The sequence below is a fragment of the Erwinia aphidicola genome (assembly GCF_024169515.1).
In the GTDB taxonomy this organism is placed as follows: domain Bacteria; phylum Pseudomonadota; class Gammaproteobacteria; order Enterobacterales; family Enterobacteriaceae; genus Erwinia; species Erwinia aphidicola.
Genome location: NZ_JAMKCQ010000001.1, coordinates 255,388 through 272,794, shown reverse-complemented (window position 1 = coordinate 272,794; position 17,407 = coordinate 255,388). Strand labels below are relative to the sequence as shown.

Here is a 17,407-nt window from a genome sequence, read left to right as displayed (position 1 = left end):
GAGGAAGCCGTATGGCGGGTAATACCATTGGACAAGTATTTCGGGTCACAACGTTCGGCGAATCGCACGGCATCGCCCTCGGTTGTATCGTGGATGGCGTACCGCCGGGGATCCCGCTGACCGAAGCCGACCTTCAGCACGATCTCGATCGTCGCCGTCCGGGCACTTCACGCTACACCACCCAGCGCCGCGAGCCGGACCAGGTGAAAATTCTGTCGGGCGTGTTCGAAGGGCGCACCACCGGCACCAGCATCGGACTGCTGATCGAAAATACCGATCAGCGCTCGCAGGACTACGGCGCGATCAAAGATCTCTATCGCCCGGGTCATGCGGATTACACCTACGACCAGAAGTACGGCTTCCGCGACTACCGCGGCGGCGGGCGCTCTTCAGCGCGTGAAACCGCGATGCGCGTGGCGGCCGGTGCGATTGCTAAAAAATACCTCGAAATGAAGTACGGCATCAAAGTGCGCGGCTATCTGGCGCAGATTGGTGACGTCGCCTGCGAGCTGAAAGAGTGGGACCAGGTTGAACAGAATCCGTTCTTCTGCCCGGATCCGTCAAAGCTGGAAGCGCTGGACGAACTGATGCGCGCCCTGAAAAAAGAGGGCGACTCCATCGGGGCGAAAGTCACGGTGATGGCAGAGAATGTTCCGGCGGGTCTCGGCGAGCCGGTGTTTGACCGCCTGGACGCTGATCTGGCGCACGCGCTGATGAGCATCAATGCGGTGAAAGGCATAGAAATCGGTGATGGCTTTGCGGTCGTCGGCCAGCGCGGCAGCGAGCACCGCGACGAAATCCGCAGCAGCGGTTTCCAGAGCAACCACGCGGGCGGCATCTTAGGCGGGATCAGCAGCGGTCAGACCATTGTTGCCAACCTGGCGATGAAACCGACTTCCAGCATTACCGTGCCGGGCAAGACGCTGACGCGTAGCGGGGAAGAAGTGGAGATGATCACCAAGGGCCGTCACGATCCTTGCGTGGGGATCCGCGCCGTGCCCATTGCGGAAGCGATGATGGCGATTGTGCTGATGGACCACCTGCTGCGCCACCGCGCGCAGAACGCCGATGTTGAAACCACTTACCCACGCTGGTAACGCCATGAAGAAGACGCTGATTGCCTTAGGCGCGCTGCTGCTGACCAGCGCCACCGTACAGGCCGCCACCCCGTGGCAGACTATTCGCCAGCCGGTCAGCGGCGCGCCGCAGTCGATTGGTGGCTTCGCCAACGGCTGTATTATCGGCGCTCAGGCGCTACCGCTTGAGGCATCGGGCTATCAGGTGATGCGCACCGATCAGCGGCGCTATTATGGCCACCCGGATCTGATCGCCTTTATCCAACGGCTCAGCACGCAAACCCGTCAGCTGGGCCTCGGCGAAGTGCTGGTCGGCGATATGGGCATGGCGGCCGGTGGGCGCTTCAGCAGCGGTCACGCCAGCCATCAGTCCGGCTTGGACGTGGATATCTGGCTGCAGCTGCCGAAACAGCGCTGGACGCAGCAGATGTTGCTGAAGCCTCAGCCGCTCGATCTGGTGGCTGCCGACGGCAAAAATGTCGTGGCGCGTCACTGGCAGCCAGAGATCGACAGCCTGATTAAACTGGCGGCGAAAGATAACGACGTCACGCGTATTTTCGTCAATCCGGCGATTAAAAAGCAGCTGTGTGCCGATGCCGGTAGCGATCGCGACTGGCTGCGCAAGGTGCGACCGTGGTTCCAGCATCGTGCGCATATGCACGTGCGCCTGCGCTGCCCGGCGGGTAGCCTGGAGTGTCAGGATCAGCCGCTGCCACCGCCGGGTGACGGCTGCGGCGCCGAGCTGCAGAGCTGGTTCGCTCCGCCAAAACCGGGCAGTACGCCGCCGGTGAAGCGCGAGCCGCCGCCGTTGCCGCCGTCGTGTCAGGCTCTGCTGGATAAACACTTACTGTAAGGCGTTAAAATGGAATGGGTTAGCGTGGCGCCGTGGTTGCTCGGCGTGCTGTTTCTGGTGGCGTTACTGGCGGGTTTTATCGATTCTATTGCGGGCGGCGGCGGGCTGTTAACCGTTCCGGCGCTGCTGGCGGCGGGGCTGTCACCGGCCCAGGCGCTGGCGACGAATAAGCTGCAGTCGGTGGGCGGATCGTTTTCCGCCAGCCTCTATTTCATCCGCCGTAAAGCGGTCGATCTCAGCCAGCAGAAGCTGAATATTGCGCTGACTTTCCTCGGCTCAATCAGCGGGGCGCTGCTGGTGCAGCACGTCAAGGGCGATATTTTGCGCCAGCTGCTGCCGCTGCTCGTGATTGCCATTGGCCTCTATTTCCTGCTGATGCCGAAGATTGGCGAAGAAGATCGCCAGCGGCGTCTGCACGGCTTGCCGTTTGCACTGGTCGCCGGGGGCTGCGTGGGCTTCTACGATGGCTTCTTTGGCCCCGGCGCCGGGTCATTCTACGCGCTGGCGTTTGTCACGCTGTGCGGCTATAACCTGGCGAAGTCCACCGCGCATGCCAAAGTGCTGAACTTTACCTCCAACCTCGGCGGCCTGCTGCTGTTTATGATTGGCGGCAAAGTGGTGTGGCTGGTGGGGTTGGTGATGCTGGTCGGCCAGGTGTGCGGCGCGCGCCTCGGGGCCAGGATGGTGCTGAGCAAAGGGCAGAAGCTTATCCGCCCGATGATCGTGATTGTCTCTGCGGTGATGAGCGCCAAACTGCTGTATGACAGCCACGGCGCAGAGTTAGTTAGCTGGTTTCATCAGCTCACGGGCTGATGCGCGCGGGGTGAGAATAGTTCTCGAAACCCGCCGTACAAAATGCGACAATTGCGCGTTTTTTTACTTTGACGACAAACAGCTATGAGCGCGCAACACCACTATCAGGATCTGATCGACATCTTCGATCGCTGCTTTATGGATGATTTTCAGACCCGCCTGATTAAAGGCGACGACGAACCGATCTATCTTCCTGCTGACGACAGTTCACCGTGGAACCGGGTGGTTTTTGCCCACGGTTTCTACGCCAGCGGCATGCATGAAATTTCCCACTGGTGTATTGCCGGTCCCGAGCGCCGCAAGCGGGTGGATTTTGGCTACTGGTACTGCCCGGACGGCCGTGATGAAGCCACCCAGAGCCAGTTTGAATCCGTGGAGATCAAACCGCAGGCGCTGGAGTGGATGTTTAGTGTTGCAGCGGGCTTTCCGTTCAATGTAAGTTGTGACAATCTTGAAGGTGATTGTGAGCCGGATCGCATTGCGTTTCAGCGTAAGGTCCATGCTCAGGTGATGGAATATCTGGAAAAAGGTATTCCCGCGCGCCCGGCACGACTGATTGCCGAACTTCGCTCGTTTTACTCAACTCCCCCGCTAACGGCGGCGCAGTTTCCCTGGCCGGAAGACTTGTGCTAACGGCCGCGCGAATTGCTTACAGAGGAAAGATATGATCGATGAATTTGAGGCGCGTATTCTTGGCCTGATTGATGACATGGTGGATCACGCCAGCGACGACGAGCTGTTTGCCGGTGGCTATCTGCGCGGTCACCTGACGCTGGCCGTGGCCGAGCTGGAGCTGAGCGGCGAACATACCCCGGAGGCACTGCAGATTCAGGTACAGAATAGCCTGCAAAATGCTATCCAGGCGGGTGAACTGTCGCCGCGTGACCAGGCGCTGGTGATTGGCATGTGGGACAACCTGTTCCTGCAGGCGCGCCAACCGTCGTAACCTCCCGCTTACCTGTGGGCAGCACTCTCGCTGCCCTCAGCGCCCGTTTTTTACCCGCACAATATCCGCCATAATCGCCAGCGCAATCTCCGGTGGCGTTTTACTGCCAATTGGCAGGCCAACCGGGGCTGCGATGCGCGCCAGCTGCTCCTTCGTTAAATCCCCGCACGCCGCCAGCCGTGCCAGCCTGTGCATGCTGTTGCGCGGTGAACCCAGTGCGCCAATATAAAACGCCGCACCGCGACAGGCTTCCATCAGGGTGAGATCGTCGATGCGCGCATCGTGCGTCAGGCAGAGGATGGCCGTGTGCGCTGCGCACTGATGCTGTTCAAGATAACGCGCCGGGAACTGCTTTATCACGGTGACGCCATCGCTCAGCGTGCTGTTGGCGAGGAACGCTGCCAGTGGCTGCTCACGATGCTCACAAAGCACAACAGCGTAGCCCAGCATCTGCGCCAGATGAATGCAGTAGTCAGCGACCGGCGACAGTCCGGCTATCAATAGCGTGGTCGAGCCAGTAAGTTTCAGGCTGACCTGCTGGTCATCAAAGCGAATTTCAGACTGCGGCGTGGCCTTTTCACAGGGAGTCAGCCGGGCAAACTGGCCTGTCACGACGCGTTTCTGTAATGAGCACTCCCCGCGCTGCGCGCTCAGCAGCTGGGCGAGATAACGCTCCGCTGCGGCCGAAGGGGGCAGGTACTCGATGAGCACCTCAAGGCTGCCGCCACAGGGCAGGCTAATATCGGGTTGCAGTCCACCTGCACCATAGCGCACGCGCTGGCTGGGCTGGCGAAATTCTCCTGCCGCCAGGCGGCGCAGGAAACTCTCTTCAATACAGCCGCCAGAGAGTGAGCCGCTTACCGCACCAGCATCAGAGGCCGCCAGCAGCGCGCCGGGCGCGCGCGGGGCCGACCCCCAGGTGTGCAGAACGGTACACAGCCAGATGCTGCGCTGCTGTTGCAGCCACCCCAGCGCACTTTCCAGCACCGTAATATCCAGTGAGCGCATGCTTAACTCCCGCTGAGCCAGTCGGCGGGCCTGTCAATATCACGCACGCAGCCGGGGTCATCGACATCCAGCAGCAGCGGCGGTGCAGGAGAGATGACGTGGCGCCCGCCGTCTTCCCCCTTCAACGCCAGCAGCTGCTCGCGCAGACTGGCGTTAAAACCTACCGGATGCCCTCTGCGCCCCTGCCATAGCGGGCGTACGACATCAGCTAACTGCAGCCCGGCATAAACCTGCTTAACGGTGCTGAGCTGGAGCCAGGGTAAATCAGCCAGCATCACCAGCCAGCCCGACCACTGGGGTTGTGCTGCAACACCGGCGGCAATTGACGACCCTAACCCATCACTTTCAATCAGGGTGGTGGCGCAGCGATAACGCTGTGCCAGCTCAATAATTTGACGGTCTTCGGGGCGTGCCACAACGTTTACGCGTTTTCCACAGGCGGCGATAGCCAGCTGTAGGGTATAGGTCAGCAGCAGCAGATTGTGACAGGTGGGGTGACGGATCAGCAGCTTATGCTGACCGCTTTGCTCGATATAGCGCGAGCTGCGACCGGCAGCCATCACCAGAATTCCAGTTTTCATTGCGACTCCCTGGCGCTTTGCTTACGAATTCCTGCCACTTTATCCTGCAGCCCCTGCCACGGGGTCTGCCCGGCAAACTCCGTGCGTAGCCAGTTGAGCAGCATGGCAATCTGGCTGTCATTAAGCTGGTGACGAAAACCGGGCATGGTGCCGAGATTGTCACTGGCTGGATGGTCGATGCCATCGAGTACGATGCGGATAAGATTGTCCGGCTCGCCAAGATAGAGATTGCTGTTGAGCGCCAGCGACGGGCGAACTCCCGCGAGCTGCGGGCCTTTTTGTTGAGAATGGCAGGCCATACAGGAACCGGAATATTGTCTGGCTCCGGGTGAGTCGAGTCGTTCACTGCGCTGGTCGGCCGCTGCCGTCAGCGCTGCCGCCTGCTGCGTTTTCGGCGGCTGGAAGCTGCTTAACCAGCTGGCAAGCGCTTGCAGATCTTCGTCTGGCAGCTGGGATAATCCCCCGGCTATTACAGGCCCCATCGGACCGGTTGCCACCCCGTGTTCGGCGGAAAAACCGTGGCGCAGATAGCGCATCAGCTGCGGTTTATCCCATGCAACCGGCGCCGGAGAGCTACCGTTGAGTGCCGGCGCGGTCCAGCCCTCGGCAACGCCGCCTGCCAGACGATCGCGCCCGGTTTTTTCGGCCGCCGCGAAGTTGCGCGGCGTGTGGCAGGCGCTGCAGTGTCCGAGGCTTTCGGCAAGGTAAGCGCCGCGATTCCACTGCGCATCCTGTTGAGGATTGGGCGGTAGCGCCCCCGGCTGCAGATAGAGCCAGTTCCAGGCCGCCATGCCCCGGCGAATATTAAACGGGAACCTGAGGCTGGTCTGCGGCGGCTGATAGCTGACGCGGGGCTGGCTCATCAGATAAGCATATAAATCCCGCAAATCCTGGTCGTTGGTGTGGGTGAAGGCGGTGTAAGGAAACGCCGGATAGAGGTAATTTCCCTGGCGGTCAATGCCATGACGCATGGCGCGTTCAAACGCCGGATAGGACCAGGCGCCTATTCCGCTGTCCATGTCCGGGGTGATATTGCTGGTATAGAGAGTGCCAAACGGACTTGCCATTGCCAGTCCACCACTGTTGGTTGCACCGCCTTTGCGGGTATGACAGACAGCACAGTCGCCAAGCGCGGCCAGCGTTTTGCCGCGTGCGATGCTCTGCGCGGAGAACGAAGGGGTTTGCATTGGTGAAATCGGCGCTATCTCGGGCTGCATGCTGAGCAGTGCCGCAGCGCTGCCCGCCAGCAGCAGGAGCACGCCCAGTGCGATCGGCTTTTTTTTGCCATTTTTCATGCTTCACTTCCCTGTAGTTCACGTAATACCCGATCCGGAGTAAACGGTGGCGCACGGAAGCGCACGCCGGTTGCGTCAAACAGCGCATTGGCAATCGCAGCCGCGCCCGGTACCGAGGCAGACTCACCGGCCCCCATTGCCGGTTCGTCGGGATAATCCAGCAGATTGATCTCCACCTGCGGCAGTTCATCGAAGCGCAGCAGTGGGTAGCTGCCCCATTCGAGTGAGGTGGTGCCGCTGCCATCAAAAGTGGCGAACTCTTTCAGCACTCTGCTGGCGCACTGCACAATATTGCCGTGGACCTGGTGGCGTACCCCGGCCGGATTGACCATCTGCCCACAGTCGTGGCTGACAAAAATCTTCTCGAGTTTGATCTCACCGCTCAGGCGGTTCACCCGCAGGTCACACACCCAGGCAGCCCAGGCGGCACCGAAGCCGGGAAATTGACTGTGGATGTATCGTGCCCAGGCAAATCCACGCCCGTGCAGCCAGTCACCCTGCTGCTGCTGGCGATGCGGCGGGCCAGGCTGCCAGCGCGCCATTTTTTTGACCGCATCAATCAGGGCCACGGCACGAGAATCAGTGAGATAGCCCAGCCGCAGATCGATCGGGTCGCGCCCGGTGCGCCACGCGATTTCATCCATCCAGCTCTCATGCGCGAAAACGTTCGGCAGGGCCGAAACGCCGCGCATCCAGGAGGCGCGCACCAGCGGGGCGGCATCCTCACAGATCATACGCATGTGTGGGAAATGATAGGCCGGAACGGCCGTGCGGTCCCCCATCGACTGCACCACGGGCAGGTTAGGGACTTTACCGGTCAGCAGCAGCGGCAGCGTGGTAGCGTTGTTGGATGGATAGCAGGTGCGCAGCTCGTAGCTGGAGATATTCATCATGCGATCCAGCCCGCCGCGCACGCGGATCAGCTGACCGGTGCCTTTCGGCTCCCATGCTGCTTCCTGCTCGCGCATCAGCTGCACCCGCACCGGCACGCCCGTTGCCTGCGACAGCAGCGCAGCATCGGCGGCGACGTCATCGGCACAGTTGCGGCCATAACAGCCAGAGGCTTCCATACGCTTAATTTCAACTGCCGCGGCATCGCGCCTCAGCAGCAGGGCAATATCTTTGCGCAGGTCGTGCGGGTTCTGCGTGCCGGACCACACCCGTGCGCGGTCGTCAGTGATGTCGGCTACCGCGCAGGAGGGACCAATGGAGGCGTGCAGCTGATAGGGCCAGACGTAATCGGCATCCACGCTAATATGGCGCTGTTTCAGGGCAAGATCGGTTCCTGGATCGTCGCGCAGCACGCGCGCTGTTTTGGCACAGTTACTCAGCGTCTGATGCAGCTGGTCCAGCCCGAGCTCCGGCAGCCCGGCCCAGGGCTGCCAGCGTACTTTCAGCGCGTACATCGCGGCGATAGCCTGCTCCTCTCGCTGGGCCACCACGCCGACAAAATCTCCGTTAACCACCACTTTGACGATGCCCGGCAGATGAGCAATCGAATGTTCATCCACCGCCAGCAGGCTATTGCCGAGTGGGGCGCTGCTGTCGGCGCCGCCGTAGGGCGGGCGGATAACGCGGCCGTGCAGCATGCCCGGCACGCGCAGATCGTGAATCCAGGTGAGCTGGCCGCTCACTTTGGCCGGGATATCCACGCGCGGCACCGATTTGCCCACGTAGCGAGGCTTGGCAGTATGTAGCGTAATGGAAGTGTCCAGCGGCAGATGAGTGTCTTCGCGGCTGGCAAGCTGGCCATAGCTCAGGCGGCGTTGCGGATGGCTGCTGTCGAAAACCCAGCCGGCTTCGCTGCGCAGCTGGCCGGGCGCAACGTTTAACACTTTGGCTGCCAGCTGCATCAGCTGTTGACGTAGCTGGCTGGCGGCCTGGCGCAGCGGCACGGCCGTAACCTGCAGCGTGGCGCTGGCGATGGTGGGCCCCTGATCCGGCGTCAGTGCGGTATCGCCAAGGATCATGGTGACAGAGTGGAAGGGCACGTCGAGCGCATCGGCAACGTATTGGGCTAAGGCAGTGCGCACGCCGGTGCCGAGATCGACGTGGCCGTTAAAGGCGGTGACTTTGCCATCGGCAGCCAGCGCGATAAAGCTGTCCATGCGATTAAGCGGGCGCTCAGGGAGCGTTAACGATTGTGCCTGCGCGAATGTTGTCTGGGGTAATAGCGTGCTGACGCTGATGACGCCCCCGGCCTTTAACAGGCGGCGGCGGGTGAGATTAAACAGGTTCATGGCTTCTGCTCCCCGCTGATAATGTCACGGGCTTTCTGCGCGGCGCGCAAAATTTCCAGATGCGTACCGCAGCGGCAGAGGTTAAACGCCAGCTCATTTTTTATTTGTTGTTCACAGGCCTGGGGCTCGCGCCTGAACAGCGCGACCAGCGTCATGATCATGCCATTAGTGCAGTAGCCGCACTGCGCAGCCTGTTCATCGATAAAGCTCTGCTGCACCGGGTGCAGCTTGTCGCCATCGGCCAGCCCTTCCAGAGTGGTGACCTGTTTTCCGGCCACGGTGTGGGCAGGTACGCTGCAGGAGCGCGCAGCGACGCCATCGATAGTGATAGTACAGGCGCCGCATTCACCGATGCCGCAGCCGTATTTCGGGCCGTTAAGCTGGAAGTCGTTGCGCAGAATATAGAGAAGCGGGGTGTCTGAGTGCGCGTCATCAAGAGTGACGTGCTGGCCGTTAAGTGTGAAATACATAGCTTGAATCATCCGTTGATTACCCCGGCGGGGGAGCGAATTGCCCCTGAAGAACTCAAGGGCAATTACGGATTTTATGCTATTTTTTGTGCTTTAGTTAAGCTGGTTTGCTGGCGATAGCACCTTAGCGCAAAGATAATTCTTACCCTATTCCACGGGGCGCCCTTTCAGCAGTCGCCGTACCCAGAAACGATTGGGGCTGGTGGCCGCCAGCGTGGCATTATCGAGCGGGATAGGTTCATCACACAGCTGAGCCGCCAGCACTTCGGCCGCCAGCGGTCCGCTGCATAACCCGCGAGAGCCCAGCCCTCCCAGAATAAACAGCCCCTGATGGGCCGGTGCAGTGCCTGCCTGCTGCGGCTGCTGAGCAAGCGTGACATACTGCGCCAGGGTGGCGCTGTAGTCCGGCAGTGCGCCAATCATCGGCAGATGATCGCGCGTGGCGGCACGCACCCCGCAGCGGGCCTCTGCGCCACTGATATCAATCTCTTCAGGCCATTGTTCCCCGGGCAGGCAGCGCAGCAGGCGCTCGCGGTTTTCCTGCTGGTCCTCTGCGCGGTATTCGGCGTCAGTGGCGCCACGATGATAGCTGGCGCCAATACAGTGCTGCTGGTAGTGCGGGCTGACGGGGGTGAGATAACCGTCGTAGCACAGCACCTGCTGCAAAGAGGTCAGGGCAGGCGTGGTCGGCACGTGGCTGACCTGGCCACCGACGGCATTCACCGGCAGTTTTTCGCTCTGCGTGAACTGCGCCAGCCGGTGACCGGTCGCGAGCACCAGGTTACGGTGATGGCGTGCAGGCTGGGCGGCAAAGTGCAGCTGCCAGCCCTGTTCAGCTTCATTCAGCTGCGTGATTTCGTGCTGCCAGTTGAGCTGCGCCCCCTGCTGCTGCGCCAGCTGCCACAGCGCGGCGGTCAGTTCAGCGGGGGAGAGCCAGCCACCGAGGGGATAGGTGATGCCACCACAGCCGGTCGGCACACCGCAGAGCGCTTCCGCTTCCACCCGATCCACCGCGTGCGCGATGCTGTGCGGCAGGCCCATCTGCAGCATTTTTTCAATCTTCTGCGCGCTTTTCTCATCCCACGCCAGCTGCGTCACGCCGCACCAGTCGTGTTCGAAAGCGAGGTCCAGCTGGTCATACAGGCGCCGTGCAAAGGTAAAGGCGGCAGGGAACAGCTGCGCCAGCGCCGGGTCGTGGTCGTTGAGCAGCGGGTAGAGTGCGCCCTGACGATTGCCTGAAGCACCCTGTGCCGGCAGGGCATCGGCGCAGTAGAGCGTCACCCGTTTGCCGCGCCGCAGCAGCGCCAGCGCCAGCAGCGCACTGGCAATACCGCCTCCGGCGATCGCAATATCATCGCCATCGGCGGCAGGGCGGGCATACCACGGAGCCTGCGCGGTGGTGACCACCGCTGCGGGCAGATAGCCTGCCAGCATGTCGCGTTTTTCACCAAAGCCTTTGCATTTGCGCACCGCGAACCCGGCCTGATTCAGCCCACGGCGCACAAATCCGGCGGCGGTAAAGGTCGCCAGCGTGCAGCCAGGGCGCGCCAGCCTAGCCATGCAGTCGAACAGCTCCTGAGTCCACATATCGGGGTTTTTCGCCGGGGCGAAGCCGTCGAGGAACCAGGCATCAACTTGCTGATTCAGGGTGTCATCAAAAGTGTGAATAAGCTGGTTAATATCGCCAAACCACAGGTCAAGCGTGATGCGGCCGCCGTCCAGCAGCAGGCGCTGACAGCCCGGCAGCGCTTCGGGCCACTGTGCCTGCAGCTGGCGTGCATAATTTTCCAGCTCCGGCCAGCTGGCATGGGCTGCCGCCAGGTCGCTGGCGCTTAACGGAAACTTCTCACAGCTTATAAAGTGCAAACGCTGTAGCGTAGCGTCTGGCTGTGCTTGCCGAAAGGCGTCAAAAGCCTGCCATAGGGTGAGAAAATTCAGACCGGTGCCAAAGCCGGTTTCCGCGGTGATGAATAAATCACGCGAATGATGAGCAAAACGCTCAGGCAGACCATTGTTGCCGAGAAATACATAACGCGTCTCTTTAAGACCATTCTGGTTAGAGAAGTAAACATCATCAAATACTCGGGATACAGGTGTACCCTGATCGTTCCAGCTTAGCTCAGCGTACTCTATTGGTGCGGTTTTCACGGCAAAGGCTCATTGCTCAGGCAGTGGCGCGATTTTAACGATGTGGTTGACCCTACGCAAATTTACACAAGGAATCTGCTGATCGGACTTGTTCGGCGTACAACTGTAAGCTAGAGTGCCAGTCGAATCCTAATTAGAAGTGGAAGAGGTATTGAATGAAACGTGCTGTGATTACTGGCTTAGGGATCGTTTCCAGTATTGGTAATAACCAAGAGGAAGTTCTGGCATCATTGCGTGAAGGACGCTCTGGTATTACCTTCTCGCAGGAGCTGAAAGATTCCGGCATGCGTAGTCACGTCTGGGGCAATGTTAAGTTGTCTAAAGAAGACATTGCGGCGCGTATTGACCGCAAAATGCTGCGTTTTATGAGCGATGCGTCAATTTATGCTTTCCTCTCCATGCAGGACGCGGTGAAAGATGCCGGCCTGACTGACGAGCAGTACCAGAATAACCCACGCGTGGGCCTGGTTGCCGGTTCCGGCGGCGGTTCTCCGTTCTATCAGGCTGCCAGCGTTGACGGTATGCGCGCTAAAGGCCTGCGCGGCGTTGGCCCTTACATGGTGACCAAAGCGATGGCATCCGGCGTGTCTGCCTGCCTGGCCACCCCGTTCAAAATCCACGGTGTTAACTACTCTATCAGCTCCGCCTGCGCCACCTCTGCACACTGCATCGGTAACGCGGTAGAGCAGATCCAGCTGGGCAAGCAGGACATCGTGTTTGCTGGCGGCGGCGAAGAGCTGTGCTGGGAAATGTCCTGTGAGTTTGATGCGATGGGCGCCCTGTCCACCAGGTACAACGACACGCCAGAAAAAGCGTCCCGTACCTACGATCAGCAGCGTGACGGCTTCGTCATTGCTGGCGGCGGCGGTATGGTGGTGGTGGAAGAGCTGGAACATGCTCTGGCACGCGGCGCGCACATCTACGCTGAAATCGTCGGCTACGGCGCAACCTCTGACGGGGCTGATATGGTGGCTCCATCAGGTGAAGGCGCAATGCGCTGCATGCGTATGGCGATGGAAGGCGTGGATACCCCAATCGACTACCTGAACACCCACGGTACCTCTACCCCGGTTGGCGACGTGAAAGAGCTTGGCGCAATTCGCGCCGTGTTCCCGGACAAAACCCCGGCCATGTCAGCCACTAAAGCCATGACCGGCCACTCTCTGGGTGCCGCTGGCGTGCAGGAAGCTATCTATTCACTGCTGATGCTGGAGCACGGTTTCGTTGCACCAAGCATCAACATTGATGAGCTGGACCCGGCGGCCGAAGGCCTGGACATCGTGATGAAGCCTACCGAGCGTAAGCTGACCACCGTGATGTCAAACAGCTTCGGTTTCGGTGGCACCAACGCCACCCTGGTGATGCGCAAACTGGCGTAATCTGCCGAAATAAAAAGGGGAGACTGTAAAGTCTCCCCTTTTTTTTACCTCTCAGGTAAATCAGCGTTTTTCCATTGGCCGTAAGCGCTTCGGCAGCCCGGCAACCACCAGGTCGTATGACTCTTCCACCAGCTGTTTGATCAATCCTTCGCTTATCTGCTCTCCGGCATAAATCGAAATCCAGTGGCGCTTATTCATATGGTAGCCGGCGTGGATGCTGTCATAAATCACGCGATGCAGTTCGCCATCTTGCGGGCGGCATTTCAGGTTTACAACCCTCTCGCCGCGCACCTGTGCCATCAGAGCAAACATCTTGCCGCGGACCTTGAACACTTCATACTCCGGCCCGAACGGGTAGCACAGCTCAGCAGCGGGTAACGCCTGTGCGATGCGCATCGCGATTTTCTGTATCTGTTGTCCGTCCATTGCCAGCATCCGTCATCGTTGAATATCAGCAGGCTAGCACAGAGCAACCGCGCTTTCCTTTTTTGCGCACTTATTCAGCAGATATAAAGCGTGAGAGACGTACTATGCCTGCGGGTGCTTGAGGCTTTCTGCCTTAAGCATGCTGTTTGCAGACGGCAGAAAGAGAAAAGCCCCGAGTGATTTTTCAATCAACCCGAGGCCTATCCTATGCTTAGCAACATCAGGTTAGCCTCTTACCCGTCGCAAGACAAGGAGAGCAACCATGAAACAGCACAAGGCGATCTTTATCGCCCTTATCATTGTCTGTATGACGGCGCTGGCCGCCGTTCTGGTGTCGAGGAAGGATCTCTGTGAGTTCCGGATCCGCACTAATACTACGGAGGTGGCTGCGTTTATGGCCTGCGACCCGCAGAAGTAAGAGCAGCCGGAGGCGGGAGCAATCCCGCCTTTTCGGTGTGGCGATGCACTGTCTTTAAGCACCCTTTCTCCATTCCCGTCCGCAGCTGCTGATGCTCTCAATAATGAGAATATCCGGCGGCCTGCGCACGTTTGCCGCAGATATTAAATGTGAGGTTTGTATTATTCCCGCGGGTGCTTGAGGCTTTCTGCCTTAAGCATGCTGTTTGCAGACGGCAGAAAGAGAAAAGCCCCGAGTGATTTTTCAATCAACCCGAGGCCTATCCGATGCCTAGCAACATCAGGTTAGCCTCTTACCCGTCGAAAGACAAGGAGAGCAACCATGAAACAGCACAAGGCGATCTTTATCGCCCTTATCATCCTCTGTATGACGGCGCTGGCCGCCGTTCTGGTGACGAGGAAGGACCTGTGTGAGGTGCGGATCCGCACCGGTATCGCAGAGGTGGCTGCGTTTATGGCCTGCAACCCGCAGAAGTAAGAGCAGCCGGAGGCGGGAGCAATCCCGCCTTTTCGGTGTGGCGATGCACTGTCCTTAAGCACCCTTTCTATTGCTCTTCGCGCAGGATCTTCCCGACATTGCCGCCCGGGTGCACCGCCAGCAGTGTTTGCCTGTCATAGCCGCTGTATTCCATCAGCACGGCAATCATCGCATCGAACACCGCCAGTACGCTGATGATGGAGGTGGTCGCCAGCATGTTTAGCGGGTCGATCTCCTGCGTTTTCGGCATGAGCAGCAGCAAATCTGCCGCGTGGGCAATCGCCGAATCAGCGTTTTCGGTCACGCTAATCAGCAGGGTGCCTTTGGCTTTAAGCGTCGGCAGCAGGCGCGTCAGCTCATCGGAATTGCCGCCGCGCGACAGCATAATCAGCACGTCATCGGCGCGCAGAAAACCGATGTCACCGTGCGCAGCATCGGCGGCGCTCAGCCAGATGGCAGGGTGCTCAACGCAGGCCAGCATATGGGCGATTTTACGCGCCGCGATGCCGGAAGTGCCGATGCCGGTGACGGCGATTTTTCCGCGACAGTGGGCAAGGGCATCAAGCACCGCCTGCCACTGCTGACGGTCGAGCTGCTGCTCCAGCGCGCTCAGCGCTTGCCGATAACTTTGCCAGCCCGCGCAGGCCTGCTGCCAGCTCTGTTGGGCATCCATCAGGCCTCCTGCATCATCTGCTGATATTTCATATGGTCGTGATACATCTCACGGAACACGCGGTATTTACGATCGTAGTAGCGTTTGATTTCGTTGGTTTGCGGGGTGACGGTTTTGCCAATCCGGCTCATGGCATTCATGGCTTCCGGCAGTGAGTCATATACGCCTGCAGCCACCGTGCCCATCATCGCGCTGCCCAGCAGCATTGATTCGCTCTCTTCCGCCAGCAGCATCGTGCAGCCGGTGGCGTTGGCATGCTCCTGCACGAAAATTGGGTTTTTCGTGCCGCCACCGCTGGCCATAATGGTATCGATGCTGTAACCCGTCTGGTTCATGGTCTCAATAATGTGACGCGTGCCGAGCGCAATCGCCTGAATGGTGGCCAGATAATGGAGCGCCATATCTTCCGGGGTACGCGACAGCTTCAATCCGGTCAGCATTCCGGTCAGATTCGGATTCGCCCGCGGCGAACGGTTGCCGTGGAAATAGGGCAGCATATGGATATCCTGCGTGAGAAAGGCGATCTTATCCGCTTCACCCGCCATACTGCGCAGCAGGCCATTCAGCACTTCATAAATGGTTTTATCCTGAGTTTTTCCCTGTTCGCGCAGCGTGGCGTAGCAGGGGTGCGATTGGATAACGTGGTCGATCAGCGCCCCGGTTGCTGACTGGCCGCCTTCATTCAACCAAAAGTCTGGCAGCACCGCCGAGAAGTAGGGCCCCCAAACACCTTTGATAAAGCGCGGCTCGCGGGAGATCGCCATATGACCGGTGGAGGTGCCGCCAATAAGCGCGATGCGGCGGTCAAAATCAGCCAGCTCGCCGGACGGCCCGGCGGCACCCAGGGTGCCAAGGCTGCCAGCGTGCGCATCAATGATCGAGGCGCTAACCGCCGTGCCGGGCAACAGGCCAAGCTCGCTGGCGGCGCGCTGGGTCAGCCCTCGCCCAAGCGGTTCGCCCATGCTTTTCACTTCACTGCCAATTTTAGCCGCGTCGCGCTCCAGCAGGTCATCCAGCCCAATCTGTTTAAAGTAGCTGGCATCCCAGCCGTCCTGGTGGGCAAGGTAGGTCCATTTACACACCAGCGAACAGAGCGAGCGGGTTTCGTCCGCCGTGGCGCGCCAGGTCAGGAAGTCGGGCAGGTCGAACAGATGGCCGATATTCTGCCAGCTGGCGGGCATATGCTGTTTCAGCCACAGCAGCTTCGGAGTCTGCATCTCCGGGGAGATTACGCCACCCACGTAATCGAGCACCGGATGTTTTAAGGCATTAATGCGCTCGGCCTGCACGATGGCGCGGTGGTCCATCCAGACGATGATGTTCTGCTCATTACGACCGGACGGACTGACCGTCAGCGGCTTGCCTTCTTTATCCAGTACCACCAGCGAACAGGTGGCATCAAAGCCCAGCCCTTTAATCTGCACCGGGTTAATATTGCTCTGGTTAATCGCATCGCGCACCGCCTGGCAAACCGCCTGCCAGATATTGTCGGAGGACTGCTCGACAAAATTGGCCTGTGGGCGATACATCTCAATTTCACGGCTGGCCTGGCCCATCATGCGCCCGGTGATATCGAAAATCCCCGCGCGTGCGCTGCCCGTTCCCACATCCACACCAATGTAATAGCTCGCCATTTTTATCCTCAGTCGTCAGGTTCTGCGATTTTGCAACGCAATAAACAGGATCAGTACGCCACCCCAAAGTGCCATGGTGAGGTAGCTACTCACCCCCAGCAGATTCAGTCCACTTTCAATCATCTGTAACACAATCAGCGCCAGCACCAGCCCGGGAATACGGCCAAAGCCGCCGTCAGGATTGATGCCGCCGAGCACGGAGGCGAGGATGGTGACCAGCAGCCATGACTCGCCATAACCTGCCTTGGCAGAGTTAAACATCGACATCATCAGCAGCGCGGCTCCCCAGCTCATCAACGCGGAGAGGACATACACGGTGATAATCACGCGGGTGGTGTTCACCCCGCTAAAGCGCGTGGCCTTCTGATTCGAACCGATGAGCAGAATGCTGCGCCCGAGCGTGGTGCGTTCCAGCAGCAGCCACACCAGCGCAGCGACCAGCAGGAAGATCAACAGCGAGAGCGGGATGCCGGCGATATCCCCGTTGCCGAGCATCTGGATCAGCGGCGGGAAGCCAGAGATTACCGCGCCGTTCGACAGCAGGATATTCAGCCCGGCAATCAACGTCATGGTGCCGAGCGTTGCCAGAATTGGCGAAACGCCCACCACTGCAATCAGCACACCGTTAAGCACGCCAATCGCTACAGCCGTCAGCAGGCCGGCCAGCAGCGCCAGGGCCAGCCACAGCGGCTGTTCCGGATGGGCGACAATCAGTGCCGCCATCACCAGCGAGCAGGCATTGGCACTGGCAATAATCGACAGATTAATGCCGCCGGTCAGCATGGTCACTGCCATGCCTAATGCCAGCAGCCCCAGCACCGGCAGCTGGCTGGCGATAGACTGAAAGTTGCCGTTGCTAAAGAAGCGTCCGCCAAGCGTCAGGGAAAACAGCGCCAGCACCACCACCATCATCAGCAGCTGCAGCCGGATGATGCGGTCGCCCGGCAGTTTATTCAGTAATGTCTGCATC

General features: G+C 59.6%; 18 protein-coding genes. 8 read left to right on the top strand and 10 right to left on the bottom strand.

The features are described 5' to 3' along the window. Positions 1–11 precede the first annotated feature (11 nt). The 5 genes from aroC (at position 12) to J2Y91_RS01090 (ending at position 3,688) form a co-directional block, all read left to right on the top strand. Positions 12–1,097: a chorismate synthase gene (aroC, locus tag J2Y91_RS01110; protein WP_133623162.1), complete on the top strand. Its 1,086-nt coding sequence runs from the start codon at positions 12–14 to the stop codon at positions 1,095–1,097. Positions 1,098–1,101: 4 nt separating this feature from the next. Beyond that, on the top strand, positions 1,102–1,929 hold the full coding sequence (mepA, locus tag J2Y91_RS01105; RefSeq protein WP_133625035.1) for a penicillin-insensitive murein endopeptidase: 828 nt from the start codon (positions 1,102–1,104) through the stop codon (positions 1,927–1,929). Positions 1,930–1,938: 9 nt separating this feature from the next. Continuing rightward, positions 1,939–2,742, top strand: a complete 804-nt coding sequence (locus J2Y91_RS01100) for a sulfite exporter TauE/SafE family protein (protein WP_133623163.1) — start codon at positions 1,939–1,941, stop codon at positions 2,740–2,742. 84 nt (positions 2,743–2,826) lie between these two features. Further along, the gene (locus tag J2Y91_RS01095) at positions 2,827–3,375 is read left to right on the top strand and encodes an elongation factor P hydroxylase (RefSeq protein ID WP_133623164.1); all 549 of its coding nucleotides are present in this window, start codon (positions 2,827–2,829) and stop codon (positions 3,373–3,375) included. A gap of 31 nt (positions 3,376–3,406) precedes the next feature. Next, a complete protein-coding gene (locus J2Y91_RS01090; RefSeq protein WP_048915392.1) occupies positions 3,407–3,688 on the top strand; it encodes a YfcL family protein in 282 nt (93 codons plus the stop codon). A gap of 36 nt (positions 3,689–3,724) precedes the next feature. Here J2Y91_RS01090 and J2Y91_RS01085 read toward each other — a convergent pair whose 3' ends face one another. From J2Y91_RS01085 to mnmC, 6 genes are all read right to left on the bottom strand, one after another. Next, complete coding sequence (locus J2Y91_RS01085; protein ID WP_191149738.1) at positions 3,725–4,696, bottom strand: XdhC family protein; 972 nt, start codon at positions 4,694–4,696, stop codon at positions 3,725–3,727. A gap of 2 nt (positions 4,697–4,698) precedes the next feature. Further along, the gene (locus J2Y91_RS01080; RefSeq protein WP_133623166.1) at positions 4,699–5,277 is read right to left on the bottom strand and encodes a nucleotidyltransferase family protein; all 579 of its coding nucleotides are present in this window, start codon (positions 5,275–5,277) and stop codon (positions 4,699–4,701) included. Beyond that, positions 5,274–6,572 (bottom strand): c-type cytochrome, encoded by a 1,299-nt coding sequence (locus J2Y91_RS01075; RefSeq protein WP_133623167.1) that lies wholly within the window; start codon positions 6,570–6,572, stop codon positions 5,274–5,276. Before J2Y91_RS01075 ends, J2Y91_RS01080 begins: the two co-directional genes overlap by 4 nt. Continuing rightward, positions 6,569–8,812, bottom strand: coding sequence for a xanthine dehydrogenase family protein molybdopterin-binding subunit (locus J2Y91_RS01070; RefSeq protein WP_133623168.1), 2,244 nt, complete (start codon positions 8,810–8,812; stop codon positions 6,569–6,571). Before J2Y91_RS01070 ends, J2Y91_RS01075 begins: the two co-directional genes overlap by 4 nt. Continuing rightward, positions 8,809–9,282, bottom strand: a complete 474-nt coding sequence (locus J2Y91_RS01065; RefSeq protein ID WP_133623169.1) for a (2Fe-2S)-binding protein — start codon at positions 9,280–9,282, stop codon at positions 8,809–8,811. The genes J2Y91_RS01070 and J2Y91_RS01065 overlap by 4 nt, the downstream gene beginning before the upstream one ends. Positions 9,283–9,429: 147 nt before the next feature. Beyond that, on the bottom strand, positions 9,430–11,430 hold the full coding sequence (gene mnmC, locus J2Y91_RS01060; protein WP_133623170.1) for a bifunctional tRNA (5-methylaminomethyl-2-thiouridine)(34)-methyltransferase MnmC2/FAD-dependent 5-carboxymethylaminomethyl-2-thiouridine(34) oxidoreductase MnmC1: 2,001 nt from the start codon (positions 11,428–11,430) through the stop codon (positions 9,430–9,432). Positions 11,431–11,585: 155 nt separating this feature from the next. Here mnmC and fabB point away from each other — a divergent pair, with 155 nt between their 5' ends. Then, positions 11,586–12,809 (top strand): beta-ketoacyl-ACP synthase I, encoded by a 1,224-nt coding sequence (fabB, locus tag J2Y91_RS01055; RefSeq protein ID WP_048915398.1) that lies wholly within the window; start codon positions 11,586–11,588, stop codon positions 12,807–12,809. Positions 12,810–12,869: 60 nt separating this feature from the next. Here fabB and J2Y91_RS01050 read toward each other — a convergent pair whose 3' ends face one another. Next, entirely contained in the window at positions 12,870–13,235 is a 366-nt protein-coding gene (locus J2Y91_RS01050; RefSeq protein ID WP_133623171.1) for an MmcQ/YjbR family DNA-binding protein, read from the bottom strand. Positions 13,236–13,497: 262 nt separating this feature from the next. Between J2Y91_RS01050 and J2Y91_RS01045 the strand changes: the two genes are divergently transcribed. Both J2Y91_RS01045 and J2Y91_RS01040 read left to right on the top strand, forming a co-directional pair. Continuing rightward, positions 13,498–13,653: a Hok/Gef family protein gene (locus J2Y91_RS01045; RefSeq protein WP_133623172.1), complete on the top strand. Its 156-nt coding sequence runs from the start codon at positions 13,498–13,500 to the stop codon at positions 13,651–13,653. A gap of 321 nt (positions 13,654–13,974) precedes the next feature. After that, positions 13,975–14,130 carry a Hok/Gef family protein gene (locus J2Y91_RS01040; RefSeq protein WP_133623173.1) on the top strand — a complete coding sequence of 52 codons (156 nt, stop codon included), beginning with the start codon at positions 13,975–13,977 and terminating at the stop codon, positions 14,128–14,130. A gap of 67 nt (positions 14,131–14,197) precedes the next feature. Here the strand turns inward: J2Y91_RS01040 and J2Y91_RS01035 are convergent, their stop codons facing one another. From J2Y91_RS01035 to J2Y91_RS01025, 3 genes are read right to left on the bottom strand one after another with little or no spacing between them, the layout of a single operon-like run. Continuing rightward, positions 14,198–14,803, bottom strand: coding sequence for a KpsF/GutQ family sugar-phosphate isomerase (locus tag J2Y91_RS01035; protein WP_048915403.1), 606 nt, complete (start codon positions 14,801–14,803; stop codon positions 14,198–14,200). Continuing rightward, complete coding sequence (locus tag J2Y91_RS01030) at positions 14,803–16,437, bottom strand: FGGY-family carbohydrate kinase (protein WP_048915404.1); 1,635 nt, start codon at positions 16,435–16,437, stop codon at positions 14,803–14,805. The genes J2Y91_RS01035 and J2Y91_RS01030 overlap by 1 nt, the downstream gene beginning before the upstream one ends. A gap of 15 nt (positions 16,438–16,452) precedes the next feature. Then, positions 16,453–17,406 (bottom strand): ABC transporter permease, encoded by a 954-nt coding sequence (locus J2Y91_RS01025; protein ID WP_133623174.1) that lies wholly within the window; start codon positions 17,404–17,406, stop codon positions 16,453–16,455. Position 17,407: the final 1 nt, after the last annotated feature.